Origin of the sequence: Bradyrhizobium sp. McL0616, from assembly GCF_049993385.1 — a bacterium.
GTDB lineage: Bacteria > Pseudomonadota > Alphaproteobacteria > Rhizobiales > Xanthobacteraceae > Bradyrhizobium.
This window is the reverse complement of sequence record NZ_CP188255.1, coordinates 40388-64775: the sequence shown is the minus strand read 5'-3', so window position 1 is coordinate 64775 and position 24388 is coordinate 40388. Positions and strand designations below refer to the sequence as shown.

At 64.5% G+C, this 24388-nt stretch carries 21 protein-coding genes; 3 read left to right on the top strand and 18 right to left on the bottom strand.

Features of this window, described 5'->3' with window-relative positions:
• Positions 1-12 precede the first annotated feature (12 nt).
• Positions 13-939 carry a LysR substrate-binding domain-containing protein gene (locus ACPPVR_RS00275; protein ID WP_426612325.1) on the bottom strand — a complete coding sequence of 309 codons (927 nt, stop codon included), beginning with the start codon at positions 937-939 and terminating at the stop codon, positions 13-15.
• 114 nt (positions 940-1053) lie between these two features.
• On the opposite strand from ACPPVR_RS00275, the gene katG reads away from it, so the two are divergent.
• A complete protein-coding gene (katG, locus tag ACPPVR_RS00270; RefSeq protein WP_426612324.1) occupies positions 1054-3219 on the top strand; it encodes a catalase/peroxidase HPI in 2166 nt (721 codons plus the stop codon).
• A 77-nt stretch (positions 3220-3296) separates the two neighbouring features.
• Here katG and pnp read toward each other — a convergent pair whose 3' ends face one another.
• The 4 genes from pnp to rbfA form a co-directional block, all read right to left on the bottom strand.
• The gene (gene pnp, locus ACPPVR_RS00265; protein ID WP_426612323.1) at positions 3297-5453 is read right to left on the bottom strand and encodes a polyribonucleotide nucleotidyltransferase; all 2157 of its coding nucleotides are present in this window, start codon (positions 5451-5453) and stop codon (positions 3297-3299) included.
• Between the two features lie 376 nt (positions 5454-5829).
• Positions 5830-6099: a 30S ribosomal protein S15 gene (gene rpsO, locus ACPPVR_RS00260; RefSeq protein ID WP_426612322.1), complete on the bottom strand. Its 270-nt coding sequence runs from the start codon at positions 6097-6099 to the stop codon at positions 5830-5832.
• 2 nt (positions 6100-6101) lie between these two features.
• A complete protein-coding gene (gene truB, locus ACPPVR_RS00255; RefSeq protein ID WP_426612321.1) occupies positions 6102-7223 on the bottom strand; it encodes a tRNA pseudouridine(55) synthase TruB in 1122 nt (373 codons plus the stop codon).
• The gene (rbfA, locus tag ACPPVR_RS00250) at positions 7220-7597 is read right to left on the bottom strand and encodes a 30S ribosome-binding factor RbfA (RefSeq protein ID WP_426616293.1); all 378 of its coding nucleotides are present in this window, start codon (positions 7595-7597) and stop codon (positions 7220-7222) included. Before rbfA ends, truB begins: the two co-directional genes overlap by 4 nt.
• On the opposite strand from rbfA, the gene ACPPVR_RS00245 reads away from it, so the two are divergent.
• Positions 7514-7714 carry a hypothetical protein gene (locus ACPPVR_RS00245; RefSeq protein ID WP_426616342.1) on the top strand — a complete coding sequence of 67 codons (201 nt, stop codon included), beginning with the start codon at positions 7514-7516 and terminating at the stop codon, positions 7712-7714. The genes rbfA and ACPPVR_RS00245 overlap by 84 nt on opposite strands.
• Positions 7715-7808: 94 nt before the next feature.
• Here ACPPVR_RS00245 and infB read toward each other — a convergent pair whose 3' ends face one another.
• The 4 genes from infB to rimP form a co-directional block, all read right to left on the bottom strand.
• Positions 7809-10514 (bottom strand): translation initiation factor IF-2, encoded by a 2706-nt coding sequence (infB, locus tag ACPPVR_RS00240; protein WP_426612320.1) that lies wholly within the window; start codon positions 10512-10514, stop codon positions 7809-7811.
• A 72-nt stretch (positions 10515-10586) separates the two neighbouring features.
• Entirely contained in the window at positions 10587-11270 is a 684-nt protein-coding gene (locus ACPPVR_RS00235) for an RNA-binding protein (RefSeq protein ID WP_426612319.1), read from the bottom strand.
• Between the two features lie 23 nt (positions 11271-11293).
• A complete protein-coding gene (gene nusA, locus ACPPVR_RS00230; protein ID WP_426612318.1) occupies positions 11294-12904 on the bottom strand; it encodes a transcription termination factor NusA in 1611 nt (536 codons plus the stop codon).
• Positions 12905-12906: 2 nt separating this feature from the next.
• Complete coding sequence (gene rimP, locus ACPPVR_RS00225; RefSeq protein WP_426612317.1) at positions 12907-13662, bottom strand: ribosome maturation factor RimP; 756 nt, start codon at positions 13660-13662, stop codon at positions 12907-12909.
• Between the two features lie 379 nt (positions 13663-14041).
• On the opposite strand from rimP, the gene ACPPVR_RS00220 reads away from it, so the two are divergent.
• Positions 14042-15124 carry a DUF2336 domain-containing protein gene (locus tag ACPPVR_RS00220; RefSeq protein WP_426612316.1) on the top strand — a complete coding sequence of 361 codons (1083 nt, stop codon included), beginning with the start codon at positions 14042-14044 and terminating at the stop codon, positions 15122-15124.
• Here the strand turns inward: ACPPVR_RS00220 and trmB are convergent.
• The 9 genes from trmB to ACPPVR_RS00175 form a co-directional block, all read right to left on the bottom strand.
• Entirely contained in the window at positions 15121-15831 is a 711-nt protein-coding gene (trmB, locus tag ACPPVR_RS00215) for a tRNA (guanosine(46)-N7)-methyltransferase TrmB (RefSeq protein WP_426612315.1), read from the bottom strand. The genes ACPPVR_RS00220 and trmB overlap by 4 nt on opposite strands.
• Positions 15828-16955, bottom strand: coding sequence for a M20 family metallopeptidase (locus ACPPVR_RS00210; protein WP_426612314.1), 1128 nt, complete (start codon positions 16953-16955; stop codon positions 15828-15830). Before ACPPVR_RS00210 ends, trmB begins: the two co-directional genes overlap by 4 nt.
• Before the next feature lie 115 nt (positions 16956-17070).
• Positions 17071-17484 carry a helix-turn-helix domain-containing protein gene (locus ACPPVR_RS00205; protein WP_426612313.1) on the bottom strand — a complete coding sequence of 138 codons (414 nt, stop codon included), beginning with the start codon at positions 17482-17484 and terminating at the stop codon, positions 17071-17073.
• A 232-nt stretch (positions 17485-17716) separates the two neighbouring features.
• Complete coding sequence (gene lnt / locus ACPPVR_RS00200; protein ID WP_426612312.1) at positions 17717-19330, bottom strand: apolipoprotein N-acyltransferase; 1614 nt, start codon at positions 19328-19330, stop codon at positions 17717-17719.
• Complete coding sequence (locus tag ACPPVR_RS00195) at positions 19327-20445, bottom strand: hemolysin family protein (RefSeq protein WP_426612311.1); 1119 nt, start codon at positions 20443-20445, stop codon at positions 19327-19329. The genes lnt and ACPPVR_RS00195 overlap by 4 nt, the downstream gene beginning before the upstream one ends.
• 1 nt (position 20446) lies before the next feature.
• Positions 20447-20935 carry an rRNA maturation RNase YbeY gene (gene ybeY / locus ACPPVR_RS00190; RefSeq protein WP_426612310.1) on the bottom strand — a complete coding sequence of 163 codons (489 nt, stop codon included), beginning with the start codon at positions 20933-20935 and terminating at the stop codon, positions 20447-20449.
• A gap of 83 nt (positions 20936-21018) precedes the next feature.
• Complete coding sequence (locus ACPPVR_RS00185; RefSeq protein ID WP_426612309.1) at positions 21019-22014, bottom strand: PhoH family protein; 996 nt, start codon at positions 22012-22014, stop codon at positions 21019-21021.
• 64 nt (positions 22015-22078) lie between these two features.
• Positions 22079-23476, bottom strand: a complete 1398-nt coding sequence (gene miaB / locus ACPPVR_RS00180; protein ID WP_426612308.1) for a tRNA (N6-isopentenyl adenosine(37)-C2)-methylthiotransferase MiaB — start codon at positions 23474-23476, stop codon at positions 22079-22081.
• 190 nt (positions 23477-23666) lie between these two features.
• Positions 23667-24347 carry an HAD family hydrolase gene (locus ACPPVR_RS00175; RefSeq protein WP_426612307.1) on the bottom strand — a complete coding sequence of 227 codons (681 nt, stop codon included), beginning with the start codon at positions 24345-24347 and terminating at the stop codon, positions 23667-23669.
• Between the last annotated feature and the right edge of the window lie 41 nt (positions 24348-24388).

The window sequence follows — 24388 nt, the reverse complement described above, 5'->3', positions numbered from 1 at the left end:
GAAAATTCCGGCTCAGGCCCGTTGGCTGCGCGCGACCTGCCGCGGGCGCGCCTTGCCGGCCGACAGGCACACCACTTCGGAGATTTGCATCAATTGCCGCGCCAGTGGGCTGGTCTTGCGCCAGACCATGCCGATGGTGCGCGAGGGCTCCGGATCGCGGAAGCGCGAAAGCGAGACGGAGGCCGATCGTGTCTCCACCGACACCGCCATCTCCGGAATCAGGGTGACGCCGATGCCGGCGCTGACCATCTGGACCAGCGTCGACAGCGAATTCGCATCCAGCATCTCGCGCGGCGGTGACGATTGCATGTTGCAGAACGACAGCGCCTGGTCGCGGAAGCAGTGGCCCTCTTCGAGCAGCAACAGACGCATCTCGCGCATCATTTCGCGCGACGGCACCGGCGTTCCCGCATCCGTGCCCGGCCGCACCAGCAGGAATTTTTCCTCGAACAGCGCCACCTCGGTGAGCGAGGGCTCGGACACCGGCAGCGCGACGATGGCGGTGTCTAGCCGACCTTCGACCAGTTCCTGGATCAGCCGCGGCGTCATCGTTTCGCGCACGCGGATGTCGAGCTCCGGATGCATGCGTGTGAGATTCTTGGTGATCTTGGGCAGCAGATACGGCGCGATGGTCGGGATCATGCCGATGCGCAGGCGACCCGCGAAGCGATCCTGCGAGGCGCGGGCGAAATCACCGAGCTCATCGACCGAGCGCAGGATGTCGCGGACTCGTGGCGCAAGCTCCTCACCAAACCGGGTCAGCGCGACCTGCCGGGCGCTGCGCTCGAGCAGCAGGCCGCCGAGCGCCTCCTCGAGTTCCTTGATCTGCATCGACAAAGCCGGCTGCGAGATGGAACAGGATTCCGCCGCGCGGCCGAAATGACCATGGCGCGCCAGCGCGTCGAAATATCGCAGCTGGCGCATAGTGACGTTGACCATCAGAAAATCCTATCGCAGCGATCATTAAAGTCAACTTCCCCTGATGGAATGCCGGGCTTAGAGTGGTTCTACCTGGTCAAAGGCGCGAGTTCGACGCCACCAGAGGAGGTATTCATGGACGACTCTTCAAAGTGCCCGTTTTCGGGTGGAAAACGCGTGCCGGCGAACCGCGATTGGTGGCCAACCCAGCTCAGCATCGAGATGCTGCACAAGAATTCCGGTCTGTCCGATCCGATGGGCAAGGAGTTCGACTACGCCAAGGAATTCAAGTCGCTCGACCTGAACGCGGTCATCAAGGACCTGACCGCGCTGATGACGGAGTCACAGGAATGGTGGCCCGCCGACTTCGGTCACTACGGCGGTCTCATGATCCGTATGGCCTGGCACAGCGCGGGCACGTATCGCACCACGGACGGCCGCGGTGGCGCCGGCGCCGGTCAGCAGCGTTTCGCCCCGCTCAACAGCTGGCCTGACAACGCCAACCTCGACAAGGCGCGCCGGCTGCTCTGGCCGATCAAGCAGAAATACGGCCGCAAGCTCTCGTGGGCCGATTTGATGGTGCTCGCCGGCAATGTCGCCCTGGAGTCGATGGGCTTCAAGACCTTCGGCTTCGCTGGTGGCCGCGCCGACGTCTGGGAGCCGGAAGAGCTCTATTGGGGTCCCGAAGGCTCGTGGCTGGGCGACGAACGCTACAGCGGCGAACGCGAGCTCGCCGAGCCGCTCGGCGCCGTGCAGATGGGCCTCATCTACGTCAATCCGGAAGGCCCGAACGGCAAGCCGGATCCGACCGCCGCGGCAAAGGACATCCGCGAGACCTTTTTCCGCATGGCGATGAACGACGAGGAAACCGTAGCCCTGATCGCCGGCGGCCATACCTTCGGCAAGACCCATGGTGCGGGCGATCCCTCGCTGGTCGGACCGGAGCCGGAAGCGGGCGCGCTGGAAGATCAGGGCCTCGGCTGGAAGAGCAAGCACGCTTCGGGCCTGGCGGGCGATTCCATCACCAGCGGTCTCGAGGTGACATGGACGACGACGCCGACGAAGTGGAGCAACAACTTCTTCGAGAACCTGTTCAAGTACGAATGGGAGCTGACGAAGAGCCCGGGCGGTGCGAACCAGTGGACGGCGAAGGGTGCCGAGGCGATCATTCCTGATGCCTTCGACAAGTCGAAGAAGCACCGGCCGACGATGCTGACGACCGACCTCTCGCTGCGCCTCGATCCGGCCTATGAGAAGATCTCGCGGCGCTTCCTCGAGCATCCCGACCAGTTCGCGGACGCGTTCGCCCGCGCCTGGTTCAAGCTCACCCATCGCGACATGGGTCCGGTCGTGCGCTATCTCGGCCCGCTGGTGCCGAAGGAAACGCTGATCTGGCAGGATCCGATCCCGGCCGTGAATCACGAACTGCCCAGCGAGCAGGACATCGCATCGCTGAAGACGAAGATTCTCGCGTCAGGCCTCTCGGTGCCGGAGCTGGTCTCGACGGCTTGGGCGTCGGCGTCGACGTTCCGCGGCTCGGACAAGCGTGGCGGCGCCAACGGCGCGCGTATTCGTCTCAGCCCCCAGAAGGACTGGGAGGTGAACCAGCCGGCTCAGCTCTCCAAGGTGCTCGGCAAGCTCGAAGCGATCCAGAAGGACTTCAACGCTTCGGCCGGTGCAAAGAAGGTGTCGATCGCCGACCTGATCGTCCTCGGTGGTTCTGCCGCGGTCGAGAAGGCCGCGAAGGATGCCGGCGTCGACGTCAAGGTCGCGTTCAAGCCGGGCCGCATGGATGCCTCGCAGGAGCAGACCGATGCCGCTTCGTTTGCTCCGCTGGAGCCGCGGGCCGATGGTTTCCGCAACTTCGTCGGCAAGCGGCATCAGTTCCTGCAGCAGGAAGAGGCCCTCGTCGATCGCGCGCAGCTTCTGAGGCTCTCGGGCCCCGAGCTGACCGTGCTCGTCGGCGGCCTGCGTGTGCTCGGCGCCAATGCGGGCAATTCGAAGCACGGCGTCCTGACCTCGAAGGTCGGCACGCTGAGCAACGACTTCTTCGTCAACCTGCTCGACATGAGCACGCAATGGGCGCCGGCTGCTGACGGCACCTACGAAGCACGCGACCGCAAGACCAACGCGGTGAAGTGGACCGGCACGCGCGCCGATCTGATCTTCGGCGCGCACTCGCAGCTCCGCGCCTTCGCCGAGGTCTATGCCTCGTCCGACGCCAAGCAGCAGTTCGTGCAGGACTTTGCCAAGGCCTGGACCAAGGTGATGAACCTCGACCGGTTCGACCTCGCCGCCTGATCCCGGCAATCAGCGCACCTCAAACAAAAAGGGCGGCCGAGAGGCCGCCCTTCGTGTTTCAGATGGTGCGGAGCGATTTACTCGCCGGCCGCTTCGCGCGGGGCCTTCTCGCCGTCGCCGCCCTTGGCCTCGAGGTCCTCGCCGGTGGCCTGGTCAACCGCCTTCATCGACAGGCGGGTCTTGCCGCGGTCGTCGAAGCCGAGCAGCTTGACCTTGACCTTGTCGCCTTCCTTGACGACGTCGGAGGTCTTCTGCACGCGCGCCGAAGCGAGCTGGCTGATGTGGACGAGGCCGTCCTTGGAGCCGAAGAAGTTCACGAAGGCGCCGAACTCCATCACCTTGACGACGGTGCCTTCGTAGATCTGGCCGACTTCCGGATCGGACGCGATCGACTTGATCCACTTGATCGCGGCCTTCATCGCCTCGCCGTCGCTGGAAGCGACCTTCACGGTGCCGTCGTCCTCGATGTTGACCTTGGCGCCGGTCTTCTCGACGATCTCGCGGATCACCTTGCCGCCGGTGCCGATCACTTCGCGGATCTTGTCGGTGGCGATCTTGAAGGTCTCGATGCGCGGCGCGTATTCGCCGAGCTCTGCGCGGGCGTTGGTGAGCGCCTTCGACATCTCGCCGAGGATGTGGATACGCCCATCCTTGGCCTGGCCGAGTGCGACCTTCATGATCTCCTCGGTGATGCCCTCGATCTTGATGTCCATCTGGAGCGAGGTGATGCCCTGCTCGGTGCCGGCGACCTTGAAGTCCATGTCGCCGAGATGGTCCTCGTCACCGAGGATGTCCGAGAGAACCGCGAAGCGCTTGTCTTCGAGGATCAGGCCCATCGCGATGCCCGCGGTCGGCCGCTTCAACGGCACGCCGGCGTCCATCAGCGCGAGCGAGGCGCCGCAGACCGAAGCCATCGACGAGGAGCCGTTGGACTCGGTGATCTCCGAGACCACGCGGATCGTGTACGGGAACTCGTGATGCGGCGGCAGCACCGGGTGGATCGCGCGCCAGGCAAGCTTGCCGTGGCCGATCTCGCGGCGCTTGGTGCCGCCGAGGCGACCGGTCTCACCGACCGAGTAGGGAGGGAAGTTGTAGTGCAGCAGGAACGTCTCTTTGTACGTTCCCGACAGCGCGTCGATATACTGCTCGTCCTCGCCGGTGCCGAGCGTGGTCACGACCACCGCCTGGGTCTCGCCGCGGGTGAACAGCGCCGAGCCGTGAGCGCGGGGCAGCACGCCGACTTCGGCGATGATGTTGCGCACGGTCTTGCTGTCACGGCCGTCGATGCGCTTGCCGGTGTCGAGGATGTTCCAGCGAACGATCTTCGCTTCGAGCTCCTTGAACACGCCACCGATGCGCAGCTTGTCGTATTTCGGCTCCTGCCCTTCGGGGAAATAATGGGCGATCACCTTTTCCTTGACCTTGCCGACCGCGGCGTAGCGATCCTGCTTGACCGGAATGGCGTAGGCGGCGCGCAGCTCCTGCTCGACGAGGCCGAGCATTTCCTTTTCGAGCGCCGAATTGTCGATCGTAGTGACTTCGCGCGGCTCCTTGGCGGCCTTCTCGGCGAGCTCGATGATCGCTTTGATGACCGGCTGGAAGTGGCGGTGACCGAACATCACCGCGCCGAGCATGATGTCTTCGTTCAGTTCCTTGGCTTCCGATTCCACCATCAGGACGGCGTCGGCGGTGCCGGCGACGACGAGGTCGAGCTGGGTGTCGACCATCTCGTCGAGCGTCGGGTTGAGGATGAACTCGTCATTGGCGAAACCGACGCGTGCTGCGCCGATCGGGCCCTTGAAGGGCGCGCCGGACAGGGTCAGCGCAGCGGACGACGCCACCAGCGCGACGATATCGGGATCGTTTTCCATGTCGTGCGACAGCACGGTGACGATCACCTGGGTCTCGTTGCGCCAGCCGTCGACGAACAGCGGACGGATCGGACGGTCGATCAGGCGGGAGACCAGCGTCTCTTTCTCGGTCGGACGGCCCTCGCGCTTGAAATAGCCGCCGGGAATGCGGCCCGCGGCGTAGGTCTTTTCCTGGTAGTCGACGGTCAGCGGCAGGAAGTCGACGCCTTCACGCGGCGACTTCGCGGCGACGACGGTGGCGAGCACCACGGTCTCGCCATAGGTGGCGACGACGGCGCCGTCGGCCTGGCGGGCGATCTTGCCGGTCTCGAGCTTGAGGGGGCGTCCGCCCCAATCGATCTCGACTGAATGCTTATTGAACATAGAGGTCTTCTTTCATGGGTTCTCGAAAGAAGGGACGGCTCGAAAAACAAAAACCATGTCAAGATTGCGGGACGCTGATCTGAGCGGGCGATCAGCGTCCTGCGATCCTGCCATGGTTTTCGGATTTCGGATGGCGTCCATCCTTTCGGGTCATACGGGCGCCTTGCCCGTTGCGCCCAGCCGCCGGATTGCTGCTGGACTGTCAGTCGGCACGAACGCGAACACCGAATAGCGGTCTTCGCTCATCATGCCCCGGATGCGAATCATCATTGGCTCGCACCCGACGTGCGCGTGAGCCTCGATCAAAAAGCTTAAAATAAGCGCTTTCGCTCGAATCACGCGCAAAAACGCGCGCCGTTGGCGCGCGCAAGAGCTCTTAACGACGAATGTTGTGCTTCTCGAGCAGCGCCTTGTAGCGCGCCTCGTCCTTCTTCTTCACATAGTCGAGGAGCGAGCGGCGGGTCGACACCAGCTTCAAGAGGCCGCGACGCGAATGGTTGTCCTTCACGTGGGTCTTGAAATGGCTCGTGAGGTTGGTGATGCGTTCCGACAGGATCGCGACCTGCACCTCTGGCGAACCGGTGTCGCCGGCTTTGTTGGCATTCGTCTTGATGACTTCCGCTTTGCGTTCTGCGGCAATCGACATCGTCAATTTCTCTCGTTGCGACCGGAGCTGGCAGTCAGGCCGGTCAGGTTGAACACACGCTTGGGGATGATTTCGCCATTGCCAACTTCAGCAAGCGCCAGAAGACGGCCTGCCACCGTGACATAGACTGTGCCGCTACTAGTGGGCGCATCCCGTCCGCGCAATAAAACGGCCTGGCCCCGATGGAGCCTTGCCGCATCAGCCCGAGTGACGGCCAGTGCCGGGATGTCGTCCAGCGCGGTCTCAACGGGCATAAGCGCGTCGGCGAGGCTGCCCTCGCCGGACGCGGCTCTATCGCACAAAGCCTCCAGCTGATCCAGCGGAATCATGTCGTTCTCGCCGAATGGGCCGACCAGGGTCCTCCGCAGCGCGCAGATATGGCCGTAAGTGCCGAGAATCCGGCCCATATCGCGGGCCAGCGCCCGGACATAAGTCCCCTTGCCGCACTCGGCTTCGAACACGGACCTGTCGCTATCTGGTTGATCTACAAGGGTTAAATGGTGAATCTCGACCGGGCGAGGAGCCAGTTCCACGATCTCGCCATCACGGGCGAGGTCATAGGCGCGCTCGCCCTGGACCTTGATCGCTGAATAGCGCGGTGGAACCTGCTCGATTACGCCAGTGAAACGCGGCAGCAGAGCCTCGATCGCCTCCCGGGTCGGGCGCTGGTCGGAGGTCGCGGTGGCTCGGCCCTCGATGTCGTCGGTGTCACGTTCCTCGCCCCAGCACACAGTGAACTGGTAGCGCTTGCGCCCGTCCATGACGAAGGGAACCGTCTTGGTGGCCTCTCCGAGCGCAATCGGCAGGCCGCCGGAGGCGAGCGGATCGAGCGTGCCGGCGTGTCCCGCGCGCTTGGCGTTGAACAAGCGCTTGAGCACGGCGACCGCCTGCGTCGAGGTCATTCCGATCGGCTTGTCGAGCACGACCCAGCCGTGCACGTCGCGCCGGTCGCGGCGTGGCTGCTGACTCTTCTGCTGCTTGTTGGCACGAGGATCATTGTTGACGCGACGCGCCTCCTGCTGCGGCTGAACATTGCCGCCGACGTCTGCAAAATTATTTTTCTGCATGTCGTGCTGATCGGCCTCTTCGCCGCCGATCATGCCGTGAGCCGGGTCCATCATCATCGTTCTTCTTCCCGATCCGAATCCGGATCCTGTTCCAGGTCCTTCTGCACCGCAGGTGTTCGTAAAAGCTTCTCGATCCGTTCCGCTTCGTCGAATCGTTCGTCGACGCGGAAACGAAGATCAGGTGCAAATTTCAGGTTAACGCGCCGCGCGACGTCGCCGCGGAGGAATTTCTTGTTGCGCTCGAGCGCAGCGAGAACCACCTCGGTGTCGCGGCCACCGAGCGGCATCACGTAGATTGTTGCGAGCTTCAGGTCGGGCGACATCCGCACCTCCGGCACGGTGATGATGTGACCTTCGAGGTCCGCATCATGCACACTGCCTTGCGCCAGAATCTCGGCTATCGCGTGGCGAACCTGTTCGCCGACGCGCAGCTGTCGCTGCGAGCCGCCGGGCGCGGAACTTTTCTTCTGATGATGGCGGGGCATAGTACGAAAATCACCTCGTCATGCCCGCATATGGGACACGGGCATTGTCATTTGTCTCGTTGAAACGAATGAGAGACGGATGGCCGGAATAAATCCGGCCATCGCACTCCCGCAATTTCAGTTCAAAAAGATCCGCGCGCTTCGGTAAGATTTGGACTTACAGGGAGCGCTGGATCGTCTCCACGCGATAACACTCGATCACGTCACCGGCACGCATGTCGTGATAGTTCTCGAAGGCCATGCCGCATTCCTGACCGGACTGGACTTCCTTCACTTCGTCCTTGAAGCGCTTCAGTGTCGACAGCTTGCCTTCGTGCACGACGACGTTGTCGCGGATCAGGCGCACATTGGCGCCGCGTTCCACGGTGCCGTCGGTGACGCGGCAGCCGGCAACCTTGCCGACCTTGGAGATGTTGAAGATCTCCAGGATCGAAGCGTTGCCCAGCATGGTTTCGCGCAAGGTCGGCGCGAGCAAACCGCTCATCGCCTTCTTCACGTCGTCCACGAGGTCGTAGATGATGTTGTAGTAGCGGATCTCGATGCCGTTGCGCTTGGCGGCGGCAGCGGCTTCCTTGTTCGCACGAACGCTGAAGCCGATGATCGCGGCGTTGAAGCCTTCCGCGAGCGTAACGTCCGATTCCGAGATGCCGCCGACGCCGGCATGCAGGATGCGGGCTGCGACTTCGTCGGTGCCGAGCTTCTCCAGCGAGCCGAGGATGGCTTCCAGCGAGCCCTGCACGTCGGCCTTGATGATCAGCGGGAATTCCTTGCGGCCCGCCGTCTTCAACTGCGACATCATCTGCTCGAGCGAGCCGCGCATGCCGGAGATCGAGGCAGCCGCGTTCTCGCGCTTCTGGTGCGCGCGGTAGCTGGTGATCTGGCGGGCGCGGGCTTCATTCTCGACGACGGCGAGGCGGTCGCCGGCTTCCGGCGGACCGTTGAAGCCGAGCACCTCGACCGGAACCGACGGACCTGCTTCCTGAACCGTCTCGCCCTGATCGGAGATCAGTGCGCGGACGCGGCCCATCTCGGCGCCGGCGACGATGATGTCGCCGACACGGAGCGTGCCGCGCTGGACCAGCACGGTCGCGACCGGACCACGGCCGCGATCGAGCTTGGCCTCGATCACGGTGCCTTCGGCCGGGCGCTCCGAATTGGTCTTCAGGTCGAGGATGTCGGCCTGGAGCGCGATCATTTCGAGCAGCTTGTCGAGATTGGTCTTGTTCTTGGCAGACACTTCGACGTCGACGACTTCGCCGCCGAACGACTCGACCTGCACTTCGTGCTGAAGCAGCTCGGTGCGGACGCGTTCGGGCTTGGCGTCGGGCTTGTCGATCTTGTTGATGGCAACAATGATCGGCACGCGCGCCGCCTTGGCGTGGTTGATGGCTTCGACCGTCTGCGGCATGACGCCGTCATCGGCCGCAACCACCAGCACGACGATGTCGGTGACCTTGGCGCCGCGGGCGCGCATCGCGGTGAACGCGGCGTGGCCGGGCGTGTCGATGAAGGTGATCTTCTTGCCGCTTTCGGGCGACAGCACCTGATAGGCGCCGATATGCTGGGTGATGCCGCCGGCTTCGCCGGAGACCACGTTGGCATGACGAAGCGCGTCGAGCAGCGAAGTCTTGCCGTGATCGACGTGGCCCATCACGGTCACCACAGGCGACCGCGTCTCGGTGTCGGTGGAGTCCTCGATAGCGTCGAACAGGCCTTCTTCAACGTCGGAGGCGGCAACGCGCTTGACGGTGTGGCCGAGCTCTTCGGCGATCAGCTGCGCGGTGTCGGCATCGATCACGTCGGTGATCTTGTGCATCGCGCCCTGCTTCATCAGCATGCGGATGACGTCGACCGCGCGCTCGGCCATGCGGTTGGCGAGTTCCTGGATGGTGATCGCTTCCGGAATGATCACCTCGCGGATCAGCTTTTCCTTCGGCTCGTTCGAGGCATGGCCCTTCAGGCGCTGGGTACGGCGGCGGAACGAGGCGATCGAGCGCTCGCGCACCTCGTCGGCATTGAGCGCCGTGACGAGCGTCAGGCGACCGCGTTCCTTCTGCGGAGCCGGCTTGTGGGTGGTCTTGGGGGCTGCCACGGGACGCATGGCGCCGCCGGGACCACGGCGGATCTGGCGCGGACCATCATCTTCGTCCGGTCCGGCCGCGACGCCGGGAGCACGACCCGGCGCGCCGGGCCGCTGTGCGGTTGTGGTCGCAGGTCGCGCAGTGGTCGTTGCGGGGCGCCCTGTGGTCGTAGCAGGTCGCGCTGCGGCCGGTGCGGAGGACCGCGGTGCGCTTGCCGCCGGTGCGGCTGTCGCAGTGCGTGCCCCGGCTTGCGACTGCTCGCCCTCGCCAAAGCGCTTCTTGGCCTCGGTCTCGGCCTTGCGCTTGGCTTCCTCTTCGTGGCGATGACGTTCGTCCTCGGCCTTGCGGCGGGCTTCGGCGGCTTCGCGCTCGACACGCTCGGCGCTTTCACGCACGGCGCGGCGCTGGGCTTCGTCTTCAGCCTGGCGGCGCTCTTCGACTTCGCGCACCTTGGCGTCCGCCAGCGCGCTGGCGCGGGCGGAACGTTCGTCTTCGGTCAGCGTGCGCAGCACCACGCCGGAGCCGGCGTTACGCGGCGGCGCCTGGCGTGCAGGAGCGGGCGCAGGCGCGGCCGGAGCCGGCCTTGCGACAACGGCGGCGGGAGCTTGCGGCTCGGGGCTGCCGTCGACGCGGCGCTTGCCGCGCTTCTCGACCACGACCTGCTTGCTGCGGCCATGGCTGAAGCTCTGGCGCACGGTGCCCGTTTCGACGCGCGGCTTGAGCGATAGCGTCTTGCTCGGAACGCTCAGCTTCTTGTCGTCAGGGGTCTTAGTATCAACCATTCAGCAGTCCTAATCCTGATCTTAGTTAACGTTGTGCGTTGCCGCACCGTTCTATCGGGTGATCGTTGTCTCTTAGAAATCCTGGCCGTGCTTTTCGGCAGTCTTGTCATCGTCCGCCAGCCGGTATCGGACCAGCATCTGGCTACGTGACAGGAATGTCTTGCTCGCCGGGCCCGCGAGCAGGGCAGCATGTATCACATTTGACCGGGTAAGTGCCAAATCCAATTCTATCGATTTCAGTGCGGTAACGACGGGAATCGGCGGCCTGGGACCGCCATTTTCGTCATTTTGCCTCGCCAGCATGTCCAATTTGCGGATTCCGTCCGCGGCCCCGTCGCTGGCATGGATCAGGACCTCGACCGTGCCTCCCCGCAGGGCGCTCTCGACCTTGCCGAAGCCGGCAACGATCTGCCGCGCCTTGGCAGCAATCCCAAGGGCTTCGGTCACGCTCCGAACCAGGAGCGCCTCGATGTCGGCGGGAAGCGTCGGAGGAATGCGCAGGTCGCGCTTGAAGGCTTTGGTAAATTGGTGACGACGGACCGCTTCCGCAACCACCTGTCGCGAAGCCGTAACCCACATGCCCCGTCCGGGCAGCTTGCGCTTGAGATCTGGAACTATGTCGCCTTGGGGCGAAACGACGAAGCGGATCAGCTCGTCGATCGGCCGGACCTCGCGGCTGACCACGCACATCCGCATGGTCGCGGACTTTTCGGTCCGCGGTCCATGGTCAAGTTCGGGGTCAGTGCTGGCAAGCATCCGGGCGACATCCTCCTTCGCCCTTAAGCAGGTTGATCTTCGGCGGCCTCGGCCTCTTCGGCCGGCTTGGCCAAATCAGCCTCGGTGATCCAGCCCGCCTTGACGCGCGCCTGCATAATCATGGCTTCCGCATCGTCCCGCGAGACGCCGAGGCCATCGAGCGCGCCGGCAAACTTGGTCTGCTCGCCGCCTTCCTTGCGCTCGGTCCAGCCGACCAGATCGTCGGTGGCGCAGCCGGCGAGGTCGTCGACCGACTTGATGTCGTTCTCGCCGAACTTCACCAGCATCTTCAAGGTCACGCCGGGCACGTCCTTGACCGCGTCCTCGACGCCGAGTTCCCTGCGCCGGGCCTCGATCTCGGCTTCTTGCTGATCGAGATATTCGCGGGCGCGATTCTGGAGTTCCTGGGCGGTCTCCTCGTCAAAGCCCTCGATGCCGGCGAGTTCCTTGATGTCCACCATCGCGAGTTCCTCGACCGAGGTGAAGCCTTCGGACGCGAGCAACTGGCCGACCACCTCGTCGACATTGAGCGATTCCATGAAGACGCGGGTGGAGTTCTCGAAGTCGGCCTGGCGGCGCTCCGATTCCTCCTGCTCGGTCAGGATGTCGATGTCCCAGCCGGTGAGCTGCGAGGCGAGGCGGACGTTCTGGCCGCGGCGGCCGATCGCCAGCGAAAGCTGGTTGTTGGTGTCGGGCACCACGACCTCGATGCGCTCGCGGTCCTCGTCGATGACGACCTTGGACACTTCGGCCGGGGCCAGCGCGTTGACCACGAAGGTCGCGATGTCGGGCGACCACGGAATGATGTCGATCTTCTCGCCCTGCAATTCGTTCACCACGGCCTGCACGCGCGAGCCGCGCATGCCGACGCAGGCGCCGACCGGATCGACCGAGGAATCGCGGGAAATCACGCCGATTTTCGCGCGCGAACCCGGATCGCGGGCCACAGCCTTGATCTCGACGATGCCGTCATAGATTTCCGGCACTTCCTGCGCGAACAGTTTTGCCATGAACTGCGGATGGGTGCGGGACAAAAAGATCTGCGGGCCGCGCGTCTCGCGGCGGACGTCGAAAATATAGGCGCGGACGCGGTCGCCGTTGCGGAACACCTCGCGCGGCAGCATCTCGTCGCGGCGGATGATGGCTTCGCCACGGCCGAGATCGACGATCACGCTGCCGTATTCGACGCGCTTGACGACGCCGTTGACGATGTCGCCAATGCGGTCCTTGAATTCCTGATATTGCCGGTCGCGCTCGGCCTCGCGCACCTTCTGCACGATCACCTGCTTGGCCGACTGCGCGGCAATGCGGCCGTATTCCAGCGGCGGCAGGGTGTCGGCGATGGTGTCGCCGACCTGGGCGCCGGGATTGGCGCGCTGCGCATCCACCAGCGAGATCTGGTTGGAGTGGTTTTCGACATTGTCGACCACCAGCATGTGGCGCGACAGCCGGAGTTCGCCCTTCTTCGGGTCGATCTCGGCATGAACGTCAGTTTCGCTGCCGTAACGTGCCCGCGCGGCCTTGGCGATGGCGTCCTCCATCGCCGCGATGACGATGCCGCGGTCGATCGATTTCTCGCGAGCAACGGCGTCGGCGATCTGGAGCAGTTCAAGTCGATTGGCACTGACTGCCATGGCTAGTCTCCTTCGTCAGGCTCGATCTCGCCGCGCCGCGCGCGGTCGGCGGCAAGGCGATGTTTCTTTGTATTGGTCGGGGCCGGCTTCTTTTGCGGCTTGGTGTTCTTGGTGGTTTTCTCGCTGATGCTGGCGTGCGGCGCAGCGGGCGCCTCCAGGCCAAGATTGCGGCGCATCTCGCGCGCCTCGGCCTTGCCGCGGCGCATGGATTGCGCGATCAGCTCGTCGGTCAGCACCAGCCGCGCCTCGCCGATATCCTCCATCACCAGGAGAACCTCGACATCGTCGCCGCCCTTGACGTCGTCACGCATCAGCCGAACGCCGTCGCCTTCGACGCCCGTGATCTTGCCGCGGAACCGCTTCCGTCCCTCATGGGCGACCGCCATGTCGATCTTGACGAGATGACCCGTATACCGTTCGAAATCGGAGCGCCGCACCAGCGGCCGGTCGATCCCGGGCGAGGAAACTTCCAGCCGATAGGCACGCTCGATAGGGTCGGCGACGTCGAGCACCGGCGACAGCGCCCGCGAGATCGCCTCGCAATCCTCGATCTGCATCGAGCCGTCCGGACGTTCAGCCATGATCTGCACGGTGCAGCCGGCCTCGCCGGAGATGCGGATCCGCACCAGCCGGTAGCCCATGCCCTCGAGCACAGGACCGGCGACCGCAGACACGCGCGCGGCCACGCCCGGCTCGACCACAAGCCGCGGCTCGGTCAGCAATTCGGCATCCGTGGAACCAGTATTCGGTTCGGTCATATCCAGGATCGGGGCGCTCGATGGTTAAGGCTAGGTTAACGACTTGCGCAGGCTAAGATTGCAGAGCCTGCTTCGGAACTCTTCGTCCCGACACGTCGGGGCGCGCATCTTCCGCCAAGCCGCGTTCAGGTAATAAAAAAGAGCGGGTCCTTTCGGGCCCACTCTCACTACGCGGATCGTATGAGAAGATGAATTGCCGCTGATATAGCGCCTTCCACCCTCGCGGACAAGGCCCATCGCAGGCCGGAGGGGCCTTTTTGCGCCCGGTCCGGCGGCCACGGAGCAACGCTTCCTTCATCAAGGAGGCCTAAATTTCCCGGTTGTGGGGCGGCTTGAGCCTATGGCGCGCCCACGGCGTGCCAGATTCGAGTTGCGTTCCATGACCGTTGCCACGTCGCTCATTCCAGGACTGGACGATATCGTCAAACGCAGCGATCCCCGGCGCCGTGGCGAGATCGCGCGCGCCATCGCCGCGCTGTTCTTTCAGGATGCCGCAAAACTCCGTCCCGACCTCGTCGATCTCTTCGACAATCTCCTGATCGATCTCGTCCCGCACGCCGAGCTTGCTGCGCGCGCCGATCTTGCCGAGCGCTTCTCGTACCTGGACAATGCACCGCCTCATCTGGTCGGCGAGCTCGCCCGCGAGAATGAAATCATGGTGGCGGCTCCGGTGCTGCGCCGCTCGCCCGTGCTCGATGACGCCGCGCTCGTCGAGATCGCGCGGCTGAAGGGCCAGGGTCATCTGCTGGCGATAACGGAGCGGCCGATATTGTCGGCCGACATCACCGACGTGCTGGTCGAGCGCGGCGATCGCGACGTGGTGCGCCGCGCCGCCAGCAACGCCGGCGCGACGTTCTCAGACGGCGGCTATTCGGAACTGATCAAGCGCGCCAGCCAGGACGGTGTGCTGACGCTCAAGATCGGCCAGCGCGAGGATCTTTCCGGCGAGCATCTCAAAGAGCTTCTGAACGGCACGCTCGGCGTCATTCGCCGCCGCCTCTCCAGCGTGGTCAATCCGTCGCGCCAGGTCGAGATCAAGCGTACCATGGTCGCGATCGAGGAGGCCGCGCTGCCGCCCGGCCCGCGGCGCGATTTCTCGGCCGCGCAACGCACGGTGCTGGGTCTGTATCGCGGCGGCCATCTCGGCGAGAGCGCGCTGCTCGGCTTCGCCAAGGCGCAAAAATACGAGGAGTCGATCGCTTCGCTCTCGGCGATGGCCGGCGTCCGGCTCACGATCCTCGATCGCCTGATCGCGGGCGATCGCTACGATCCGATTCTGATCCTGGGCCGATTCTTGAATCTCGGCTGGCCCACGGTGCGCGCGCTGATCCTGTTGTGGTACGGCCCGCATCGCAAGCCGGCCGATGCCGACATCGAGGCGGCGCGCAACAATTTCACGCGCCTGATGCCGGCGACCGCCGAACGCGTCGTGAATTTCTGGCGCAACCGGCAGCCGATCTAGCTTCTTCTGAATCGCAGATAAGCCGCCTTGCGTCCCTCGCGCGCCGCTTTCCGGCCATAGCGCGTCATCGTATAGCCGGCCCAGGGCTGCCGAAAATCATCGGCGCATTCCGCGAGCCATTGGAAATCCGGCGAGCGCGACAGGTGCGACAGCGTCCAGGCGCAGTAATCGTCGATGTCGCAGACGAAGCGGAATTCGCCGCCTGCCTTCAGCACGCGCGCCATCGCGACGATCGTCCTGTCCTGAACAAACCGCCGCTTCCAGTGCCGACGCTTCGGCCAGGGATCGGGATGGATCAGGTCGATCCGCGATAGCGAGGCCTTCGGCAGCCAGGCCAGCAGCTCGGCGGCATCGCCCGCAAGCAGGCGGATATTGCCGATGTTGCCGGCCTCGATCTGCGCGAGGATTTTTGCCATGCCGTTGACATAGGGCTCGCAGCCGATGAAGCCGGTGGTGGGAAAGCTTTGCGCCTCCGCGGCAAGATGCTCTCCGCCGCCGAAGCCGATCTCGAGCCGCACATCATCGGCCGCGGGATCGAAGATCTCGCCGGCATTCGCCGGCGCCGCAGTCGCGATGTCGAGCGAAAGATGCGGCAGCAAATGATCGACCAGTTCGGCCTGGTGCTGCCGGAGCTTGTGTCCCTTGCGGCGTCCGAAGAAGGCGCGCTCGCTGTCCTCCCGCTCGGGATCTGATTTTCGCTCGCTCATCGCAGCGTCTGGTACAGGCGGTAGAGCAGCCGCGCGCGCGGCTCGAGCGAGGAGACGTAGATCTGCTCATAATGGGTGTGCGCGCCCTTGCCGTCGACGCCGAGCCCGTCGAGCGTGCCGGTGTGCGGCGCCGTGAAATTACCGTCCGAGCCGCCGCCGGTGTGGGTGTCGATCAGCTCGAAGCCGATCTCTGCGGCGATCGTCTTGGCGTGCTCGTACAGCGAGGCGCCCGCATTGCCCTTCTCGTAAGGCGGACGATTGAGCTCGCCCGTGACCTTCACAGTGACGCCTTCGGTCTTCGATGTCAGTCCGAGGATCTTGCCGACGAACTCGTCTGCGTCGGCGACGCTCGGCACGCGCAGATCGACTTCGGCATAGGCGTCTTCCGGCGTCACGTTGGGACGCGTGCCGCCGCGCACCACGCCGACATTGACGGTGACGCCGCGCGTCAAATCGTTCATCGCTTCGAGCGCGTGAATGACATTGGCGAGCTCGCGGACCGCGCTGCGGCCATCCTCGGGCCGCGAGCCGGCATGCGCGGGCACGCCCTTGATGAACACCTGGAACCGGCCGACGCCCTTGCGTCCGGTGACGATCTTGCCGCCGTCGCGCGCCGGCTCCGTCACCAGCACGTATTTGGCCTTGCGCCCTTCCTTCTCGATCAGGGCGCGTGAGGTGGGACTGCCGATCTCCTCGTCGGAGTTGAACATGTGGGTGATGCCGAGCGGGGAACGACCTTCCGCGGTGCAAAGCTCGCGAAAGGCGTGATAGGCGATGTAGGCGCCGCCCTTCATGTCGTAGATGCCGGGACCGAACGCGCTGTCGCCTTCGACCTTGAACGGCAGGCGCGCGATGAAGCCCATGGGGTGAACGGTATCGAGATGACTGAGCACCAGGATACCAGGGCGGTCCTGACCCCAGGTCGAACGCACCACGAGATGATCACCGCAGCCATCGGTGCCGGCGACGCGTTCGAGCGTGACGGGCAGGTCGCGATAATGCTCGGCAACCAGCGAGGTCAGCTTGTTGACTTGTTCGGGCACTTCCGTGGGCGTCTCGATCTCCACCCAGCGGCGGATACCATCGAGAATGGTTTGGGAATCGAACGAATTGGATCTGGCCATGGAATTATCTGCGCCTTCGAATCACATCATCGGAGCGGATGTGCGCTGAAGCGCGCCCGCAAATGACGACATAGGCCAGATTTGGCGCAGTCTCAAATCGGAATGAAGTGGCGCGTCAGCGCTTGTCGGGCCCCTCGCGGGCGGCGATCTGCTCGACGAGATCGACGATCGAGCGGCGCAGCTTCGAATCGCTGATTCGGGTGAACGCCTTGGTCAGCGCGAGCCCTTCGGAGGTTGCGAGGAAGTCAGAGACGTAGGAGGGCGAAGCGCCTTCAGCGAAGCCGTTCGGGCCGGCCACGCCGCTCGGTCCGCCTTCGAACAGGAACGATACCGGCACCTGGAGAATCTCGGCAATCTGCTGAATACGGCTCGCGCCGACCCGGTTTGTGCCCTTCTCGTACTTCTGGACTTGCTGGAATGTCAGGCCCAAAGCTTCACCGAGCTTTTCCTGGCTCATGCCCAACATGATGCGGCGCATGCGCACGCGACTGCCGACATATTTGTCAACAGGGTTGGGCGCTTTCGACATTTCCTCAGCCCTCCAAACACCACCGTCGGCGCAATAGAAGTATTGCCTCAGGTGACAGCGACGTCAAAACTTCACTCTGATTGGGGAAACATTGCGGAGAAATTTAGCAATGCACCGCTGTCTTATGCAGCGGGTGCAGAATGGGGAGACCGCGTGCAGTCTGTCAACCGTGGGACTACGGTTGTCAAAGGTTTCCGGCCGCTTCGACCGAAAACCGCTAGCGACAGTGTGATCACGGATGCCGTTTGGCAACACGTCGCCGTACCGCCAGTATTACAGCCAGCGCGACGAGCATGGCTGCGGGGATGTCGCCGACTCTCGCATAGATAGTGGGCGGGATTGCGGTGGGCAGACCTGCATCCAAAATGCCTTCGATCCCCAGGCCGAGGCTGGCCACCGTTCGCCCCACCGGATCGATCACGGCCGACACGCCGGTATTTGCGGAGCGGACCAGCGGCAAACCGAGTTCGATGGCGCGCATCCGCGCCTGCTCCAGATGCTGGTAGGGACCGGTCGAGATGCCGAACCAGCCGTCATTAGTGAGGTTCACGATCCAGCCCGGGCGCTCGTTGCGCGCGCCGACTTCGCCGGGGAAGATCGCCTCGTAGCAGATCAGCGGCAACGCAGGCGGCGCGCCCGGCACCGGCAGCGCGTGCCGCACCGTGCCGGGAATGAAACCGCCGCGCATCCGCGTCAGTTGTTCGAAGCCGAGCTTCTCCATCGTATCCTGGAACGGAAGATATTCTCCGAACGGAACCAGGTGCAGCTTGTCGTAGATCGCGAGCACGCTGCCGTCGTGGTCGATCACGTAGATCGAATTATAGGCGCGTGTGATCGGCGTGCCCGGCGGCAGATCGGGGGCGCGGACCGATCCGGTGATCAGCACTGTTCCTTTCGGCAGCAGCTCGGCGATCTCAGCCATCGCGTCGGCTTCGCGGGTGAGAAAGAACGGAAAGGCGGATTCCGGCCAGATCAGGATGGTGGCATCGCGCACGCCGGTCGATTGCGGCCCTGAGGCGCGATCCGACAGCGCGAGATATTTCTTCATCACCTCCGCCTTGGCCGCGTAGTTGAATCTCGCGTCCTGCTGGAGGTTCGGCTGCATCAGGCGGAGCTTGGCGCCCGCGACCATCGTGGTCGGATGCAACGACAGGCGGATGATGCCGAAGATGCCCATCACGATCAGGAGCGCGACCGCCGCGGCCGGCACGCGCCACGCCATGCGGCGATCGGGCGTGCGGTCGATCAGCGCCGCGGGGCTCGCGAAGATCGCCACCGTGAGGAACGTCATGCCCCACTGGCCGATCAGCGATGCCGTCTGCGCCAGCGCCAGCGGCTCCGACAGCGCATAGCCGAAGGCGTTCCAGGGAAAGCCGGTCAGCAAATGGCCGCGCAGCCATTCGGCGATGGTGAGGCTCGCGGCGAGCGCGAGGATGCGCGTGGCATCCTTGGTCCAGAGCAGGCGGGCCAGCGCGAAACCGATGGCCGTGAAAATGGACAGATAGGCCGGCAAGCCCAGCACGGCGAAGGGCGTCAGCCAGGCGAACACGTCCGCCTCGACGAAGAAAGCGTAGCCGATCCAGTACAGACCGGGGACGAAATAGCCGAGCCCGAACCAGTAGCCGGTCAGCGCCGCGGCGGGGACGCCGCCGAGCCGTCCCGCGCCGGCGCCGTCGATCAGCCAGACCAGCAGCGGGAAGGTGATGAACAGCACCGGCCAGGCATTGAACGGTGCCATTGCGAGAACCGACAGCGCGCCGGCCGCCATCGCAAGGACGGCGCGTTTCCATCCCCAGGTCAGGATGACGGCGAGGGCGATCTGCCGGAGTCGCTGGAAGGAACTCACTGTGAACCGGCCCCGTCGGCAGGCGGCGGGGTGGGCGTGTCGCCGGTCTGCGGCTGACCACTCTCCGGCGTGGCTTCGCGGCGGCGGGTCTCACGCTGGGTGCGCGGCGCAGGACGTTCCTTCCGTGTCGAAATGCGCAGCCGCTTGACGCGGCGCGGGTCGGCGTCGAGCACCTCGATTTCGTAGTGGCCAGGGCCCGAGATCACCTCGCCGCGCACCGGCAAGCGGCCGACGAAGCTGACGAGATAACCGCCGAGCGTCTCCACTTCCTCGCCGGCCTCGCCGGTGACGAAGTCCTCGCCGATCACCGTGCGGACGTCGTCGAGGCTGGCGCGGGCATCGGCAATGAAGGCGTTGTCGGGCAAGCGCACGATCGACGGCGGCTCGTCGCTGTCATGCTCGTCGTCGATCTCGCCGACGATTTGCTCGACGATGTCCTCGAGCGAAACCAGCCCGTCGCTGCCGCCATATTCGTCGACGACCAGCGCCAGGTGGATGCGCGTGGCCTGCATCTGCGCGAGCAGGTCGATCGCCCGCATCGACGGCGGCACGTAGAGCAGCTTGCGGATGATGCGCGCATCCTGCAGCGGCAGCGCGAGATCGACCGAGCGCAAATCGAGCCCGGCCGGCAATGGTTTCTTGCGCTTGGCCTTGGTTGCGTCCGGCACGCGCGCGCGCGCCGTCATGAAGGCGAGCAGGTCGCGGATGTGGACGATGCCGACGGGATCGTCGAGCGTCTCGTTGTAGACCACGAGGCGCGAATGGCCGGCGCTCTCGAAGCGGTCCATCAGCTCTCCGAGCGGGATGTCGCGCTTCACCGCGATGATGTCGGCGCGATGCACCATGACGTCGGCGATACGGCGCTCGTGCAGACCGAGGATGTTGCGCAGCATGGTGCGCTCGACGGTCGAGAAGCCGGTGTCGTCAGGCGTGGTGGCATCGAGCACGACCTGAAGATCGTCGCGTACCGATCCCGCCTTCCAGCCGAACAGCGTGCGGATGGCGCGCAACAGCCAGCCATCCGCGGTCGGGCGCAGCAGCTCGCCCGGCGTCACCACGGCCGGCAGGTTCGGCGTGTTGCGCGGATTGTCGTGGGTCGGGTCGGAATCCGGCATCTCAGTGCGTCCCTGCGCGGTCAGCATAGGGATCGGGGATGCCGAGATGCGCCAGAATCTGGGTTTCGAGCGCTTCCATTTCCTCCGCGTCGTCGTCGTTTTCGTGGTCGAAGCCGACCAGATGCAGGAAACCATGCACGGCGAGATGGCTTAAGTGATGGTCGAACGGCTTATGCTCGTCGTCCGCCTCGCGCCGTAGGGTCTCGTAGGCGATTGCGATGTCGCCGAGCATGCGCGGCGCATCGCCCGGTTTCCACTCGCCTTCGGGCTGGAGCGCCGGAAACGACAGCACATTGGTCGGCTTGTCGATGCCCCGCCAGTTACTGTTGAGCGTGCGGATGCCGGCATCATCGGTCAGCATTACCGCCACTTCCGCGTCCGCAACGTCTTCGTCGACAGATTCGGCGGCGGCCGCAACGGCGCGCTGGATCACGGCTTCGGCGTCAGCCTCGTGCTGCCAGCAATCGGCGACGACGAGAACCTCGGTCATGGGAAGGTTGGGGTGTGACATTGTCCTTGTTCGGAACGAAAGGGCGCTTGCGTCCGCGCCCGCATGGTCCGGCTGTTGTCTCGTCAGGATTTACCGGCGGCCGGCCGCTGCGGCAGCCCTTCATAGGCGGAGACGATCCGCGCCACGAGCTCGTGGCGGATGACGTCTTCAGCGGTGAAATGAACTTGCGCAATGCCTTCGACGCCGGCCAAGAGCCGGGTCGCTTCCGCCAGCCCCGAAGTCTGGCCGTTCGGCAGGTCGATCTGCGAGGGATCGCCGGTGACGATCATGCGGCTGTTTTCGCCGAGACGGGTCAGGAACATCTTCATCTGCATCGATGTCGTGTTCTGCGCTTCGTCCAGGATGATGGCGGCGTTGGTGAGCGTGCGACCGCGCATGAAGGCCAGCGGCGCGATCTCGATCTCGCCGGTCTGGAGCGCGCGCTCGACGATGCGCGCGTCCATCAGGTCGTAGAGCGCGTCGTAGATCGGGCGCAAATAGGGATCGACCTTCTCGCGGAGATCGCCGGGCAGGAAGCCGAGCCGCTCGCCGGCTTCGACAGCCGGGCGCGACAGGATGATCTTGTCGACTTCCTTGCGCTCGAACAATTGCGCGGCATGCGCGACCGCGAGCCAGGTCTTGCCGGTACCGGCCGGGCCGATGCCGAACACCAGCTCGTGACGCTTCAGCGCGCTTATGTAGGAATTCTGCGCGGCGGTGCGTGCGCGCACCGGACGCTTGCGCAGATTGATGCTGTCGAAGCTCGATTTGGCGGATTTGGCGTCGAACTCGAACAGCGAGCCCTGGGCGATCACGGCGCGGATCGCGCCTTCGACCTCGCCCTGGTCGACATCCTGTCCCTTCACCGCCTGGGCGTAGAGCGTCTCCAGCACGCGGCGCGCCGCATCGCAGCCATCGCGCGTGCCGCCGATGGTGATGTGGTTGCCCTTGGAGTCCACCACGACGCCTAGCCGTCGCTCGATCTGCGCCAGGTTCTGCCCGTAGGGACCAACCAGTGCGGATGCGGCGCGGTTGTCGTCGAAGTCGATGACGACCTGGGTCTCGGGCGGAACTTGCATGTCGCGGTCAAATTTGCGGCTGGGAGCGAGGGAAGACGAATCCGATGCGCTTTTGGGCAAGGGTTCAGGCTCCAGTGGCGATGGGGGATGAAGCGGGCTCGCGCGCCGAACGTGGCGGCACGAGCTCACCGAGGAAGCTATAGCGTTCGAGGCTGTCAATCCGGACCGGCAGGATCTGTCCGATGATGTCGGGCGAGGCCATCACATGCGCGGGCTGGAGGAAAGCGGTGCGGCCGACGATCTGGCCGTCCTTGCGGGCCGGGCGTTCGAACAGCACGTCGACCGTTGAGCCAATCGCAGCCTTGTTGAAGGCCGATTGCTGGCTGTCGATCAGTTCCTGGAGCCGCTCCAATCGCTGGTCCATTTCGGCGGGGGACACCGTCTCCTGCATATCCGCGGCCGGCGTTCCCGGCCGGGCGGAGTATTTGAACGAATATGCCGCAGCGTAGCCGATTTGCGTGACAAGCGCGAGAGTGCCGAGAAAATCTTGCTCGCTCTCCCCAGGGAAGCCAACGATAAAATCTGATGAAAAAGCAATGTCTTGGCGTGCGGACCGGAAACGGTCGACAACCCGCCGATAATCATCGGCGGTATGTTTCCGGTTCATGGCGGCAAGAATCCGGTCCGAACCGGACTGCACCGGCAGGTGCACGAACGGCATCAGCGCGTCGAGATCGCGATGGGCCGCAATCAAGCTGTCATCGACGTCGCGGGGATGGCTGGTCGAATAGCGCAGCCTCGCCACGCCCGGGACCTCCGCCAGGCGCTCGAGCAATTGGCCGAGCCCCCAGCTTTTCCCGTCAGGTCCGTCGCCGTGATAGGCGTTGACGTTCTGCCCGATCAGCGTGAGTTCGCGCACGCCATTGTCGGCGAGCCGCTTTACATCGTCGATGATCCTCGCCACCGGGCGCGAGACTTCCGCGCCGCGGGTATAGGGCACGACGCAGAAGGTGCAGAATTTGTCGCAGCCTTCCTGCACCGTGACGAAAGCAGAAATGCCGCGGGCGCGGATCGCTTCGGGCTTCGGTTGGGCGAGGAAGCCGAATTTGTCCGCGGCCGGAAACTCGGTCTCGATCGCGCGGCCCTGGTCGCCGGCGCGCTTCAACAGCTCGGGCAGATGATGATAGCTCTGCGGGCCGACCACGACGTCGACAGTCGGCGCGCGGCGCACGATCTCTTCGCCTTCGGCTTGCGCCACGCAGCCTGCGACCGCGATCTGCATCGCGCGGCCCGCGCGCGCGGCCTCGTCCTTGGCGACGCGCAGGCGGCCGAGCTCGGAATAGACCTTCTCGGAGGCCCTCTCGCGGATGTGGCAGGTGTTGAGAATGACGAGGTCGGCATCCTCGGCGTTCGCCGTCTCCACGAATCCTTCCGGTGCCAGCGTGTCCACCATGCGCTGGGCATCGTAGACATTCATCTGGCAGCCATAAGATTTGATGTGCAGCTTGCGCGGCGGCTTCATGGAACCCGGAATTGAGGTGGAGGACGGCCCTCAGATATAGGCTGGAGGGCCGAAAAGCCAGCGAGTGGGGGCTTTTAGGACGGTCATTCGGGGGGCGGGGTAGCGTGAAGCGAGGAATCTCGACCCAAAACCTCGGGATTCCGGATTTACGCGCGCTGCGCGTGGCCCGGAATGACGATGAGAGGTGAAATCACCCCGCCGCGGCGTCCGCCTCGATCCGCCGGACCAGGGCCGGCAGCTGATGCATGTCGGCAAAGGTCAAGTCGGCCCCGGCCTGGCGCAGGGTCTCGGCATGGCCTTCCCAGCAATGGCTGCCGCCGCAAAAGCCCAATACGGTCATGCCCGCCGCGCGAGCGCCGGCAATTCCCGCCAGGCTGTCCTCGATCACGACGCAGCGCTCGGGCGGCACGCCCATTTCCTTGGCGGCGAACAGGAACAGATCCGGTGCTGGCTTGCCGTTCTTCACCTGCGATGCGGAGAAGATGTTCGGCGCGAGACGCTCGTACAGTCCGGTGCTCCCCAGGCTCACCTGCATGCGCTGATGCGAACCACTGGAGGCGACGCAGACGTGCTGAGTCACCACATCGAGCACGTCGTGAATGCCGCGGATCTCGTCGAGGTCGGCCTCGAACGAGCGAAACAGCTCGTCCTGCAGATCACCGTGATAGGCCTCGGGCAGCTCGCGGCCGAGCTCGGTCTCGATCTCGAGATTGGCCTGCCGCGTCGAGCGGCCAAGGAAGCGCGCGAACACCTGCTCCGACGTGATCGGATAGCCGTGTCGGGTCAACACATCCGCATGCGCGCGACAGGAGATCACCTCGCTGTCCACGAGCACGCCGTCGCAATCGAAGATGATGAGATCGATGGGCACTAGGGCATGATCCGGAAAAGTGTGAAGCGGTTTTCCCTCGC